At 64.7% G+C, this 2465-nt stretch carries 3 protein-coding genes; 1 reads left to right on the forward strand and 2 read right to left on the reverse strand.

The features are described from left to right. Positions 1-455: EAL domain-containing protein (locus tag ADADOO_RS11975; RefSeq protein ID WP_511277732.1), on the forward strand; the 455-nt coding region annotated here is incomplete at its 5' end. A 100-nt stretch (positions 456-555) separates the two neighbouring features. On the opposite strand, the gene ADADOO_RS11980 is transcribed toward ADADOO_RS11975, so the two are convergent. Together ADADOO_RS11980 and ADADOO_RS11985 are read right to left on the reverse strand one after the other, a co-directional pair. Further along, the gene (locus ADADOO_RS11980) at positions 556-996 is read right to left on the reverse strand and encodes an ankyrin repeat domain-containing protein (protein WP_511277733.1); all 441 of its coding nucleotides are present in this window, start codon (positions 994-996) and stop codon (positions 556-558) included. Beyond that, positions 993-2465 (reverse strand): SagB/ThcOx family dehydrogenase (locus ADADOO_RS11985; RefSeq protein ID WP_511277734.1); only part of this gene is annotated, 1473 nt, incomplete at its 5' end. The genes ADADOO_RS11985 and ADADOO_RS11980, both read right to left, overlap by 4 nt.

Below are 2465 nucleotides of genomic sequence, written 5' to 3' on the forward strand. Positions count from 1 at the left end.
TCCTCGAACGAATTCGCCTGCCGCTCGATGAATTCTGCATCCCCCCCGAATCGCTCGAGATCGAAATCACCGAAAGCCTGCTTATGAAGGACGCCGAAAACATCGTCGCCCGCGTCAAACATCTGCGCAGCACCGGCGTTCATATTTCGATCGACGATTTCGGTACCCGCTATTCGTCGCTCAGCTACCTGCGCCGCTTTTCGGTCAGCCGGATCAAAATCGACCAGTCCTTCGTCCGCGACCTGAGAACCTCGCACGACTCTTTCGCCATCATTCAGGCGATTGTCGGGATTGCCAAAAACTTCGATCTGCATGTCATCGTCGAAGGCGTTGAAACCGAGCTGCAGGTGGCCATCCTCAAGCAACTCGGGTGCACCGAAATGCAAGGCTATTTCTTCAGCCGGCCCCTGCCATCACAACAGTTGATGGAATTTCTACAGGTTTCGCCGCACTGAGCGCATTTTCAGCCGCTGCTACGGTCAACCGGAAATTTCGGCCAAATTTGCAACTCGGTGGACTGACGTTTTTCACCTGATCGGCCAGTCGCTTGCAGTGTCAAGCCGCTTTGCGCAGCAGCTTGAGGCAGGCCAGCGAAGCCGCCAGATCGCGGGCGCTGAAGTCGTCGAAATTCTTCAGCTGCGGGTTGGCGCCTTTCTCCAGCAGCAGTTTGACGAGGTCGGGCTTGCTGTTCGACGCGACGTACATCAGGGCGCTGGCGCCGTTGCCGTTTTGCTGGTCGATATTGACGCCGGCGGCGATCAGGCGCTCGATGAGTTCGTGGCTGCCGTTGTAGCAGGCCAGCCACAGGGCATTGCAGCCGTCGGCGTTGAGGGCATTGAGATCGACGCCGAGCGCCAGCAGTTCGTCGACGATGTCGAGCCGGCCGAGCTTGGCGGCGCGCATCAGCGGCGTGAAGCGGCCGTCAGCTTGCGCGGCGTTGATGTTGTCGGGCTGAAAGCCGTGTTCGGCGAGAAAGGCTGAAAGTTGGGGTGTCATAGTTTCTCTTGTCGTTGGGGGTAAGGCGGGCCGGTTTCGATGCGGTCGTCGGTGACGGGCGTGCCGACCGTGAAGTGATAGACGCTCTGGTAGTGCGGGCCGGAGAGGCCGACGAGCTGATGCACCGGGTCGTCGAAGAAGCAGCCGATGCCGGTGCCACGCACTTCGGCGGCTTCGGCTTCGAGGTAGAGCACCTGGCCGATCAGCCCGGCTTCGCGCAGCAGTTCGCGGTAGCCGTGGCCGGTGGCGGTGGCCGCTTCGAATTCGCCGAGCATGCCGAGCGAGAAGGCGCTGGTCGAGGCGATGTCCTGATGGCAGGACAGCGAGCGGGCCAGGCGCTGCATTTCCTGCAGGCCCATTTCGGCAAGCTGGATGAGGCCGAGGTGCGGCGGGCAATCGGGGTCGAATTCGGCGACTGGACGGCGGGCGGCGAAGCGTTCGTCAGTCGGCTGCAGCGCGGCGGGCAATGCAGTGAAAGCGGCCGGCGTGCGCGGCAGCAGGTAGAGGCCGCTGGGCAGACCATCGACGCGCAGAACGAAGAGCAGCAGGTGGATGCGTGGCGGCGTGGTTTGGGCAAGCCACGGCAGTTGCGGCCGGGGCAGCACGGCGTCGAGCATGCGGTAGAAAGCGGGTTTGAGCAGGGCGTAGTGCGGATCGAAACGCTGACCGCTGCGGCGCTGGCGGATGATTTGGGCGGCGCCGGTTGTCGTCGGGTGCGGGATAAGCGGCGGCAATGGCGCGAAGTCGATGGCTTCCGGCACGCTGATCGCCTCGCGGCTGGCCGCGGCGACTTGATCGATGGCCGGCCAGCGGTAGCCGGGCGACGGGTCGATGCGCGTCGGTTTGCCCTGCCAATCGGCGGTATCGAGCCAGGCGGCCAGTGCTTCGGCCGACGGCGGCATAGCCAGGCCGGGGGCGCGAATGCCAATCAGGATTTCGGGCTCTTCGGTTTCGGTGAAGGCGTAGCGCGAGGGCGGGAAATCGTCCGGCCGGTCCAGCCCGAGGCAATGGCTCAATGCGCCGGCCGTGGCGACTAGCGGCACGACTTCCCAGCCGAGCAACGCGGCGGCGGTGGCCAGGGCGCCGACGGCGTGACCGATGTCGAGCTGGCAGTAGCGAAAGGCGCGTTCGCCGTATTTCCACGCTTCGCGCCACATGACGCTGCTCAGGCCGATGGCCAGCCACGCCTCGCCGGCCACCGGCGCGGTCAGGGCACGGCCTTCGAGGGCGTGTTGTTCCGGGTCGTAGTGCTGCAGGCCGGCGCCGACACCGGGCAGGCCGGCGCTCAGCACCCAGGCTTCGACCGGGTGCAGGTTGCCGGACGACGGGTTGCAGCGCAGCGCCCAGCGACTCGGCCCCCAGGTCTTCCACGCCGACAGCCCGAACGACAGTTCGAGCAGCGCGCCGAGGCTGGCGAGGTCCGGCGCGATTTCATTTTTGGGCTTTTTTTCCAGTTGACCGTAGCAACG

This window comes from Azonexus sp., from assembly GCF_036170495.1.
Taxonomy (GTDB): domain Bacteria; phylum Pseudomonadota; class Gammaproteobacteria; order Burkholderiales; family Rhodocyclaceae; genus Azonexus.

What these genes read in the sequence shown, in the direction of transcription:
- ADADOO_RS11980 (WP_511277733.1), bottom strand. Translation starts at nt 996, where the DNA reads ATGACACCCCAACTTTCAGCCTTTCTCGCCGAACACGGCTTTCAGCCC.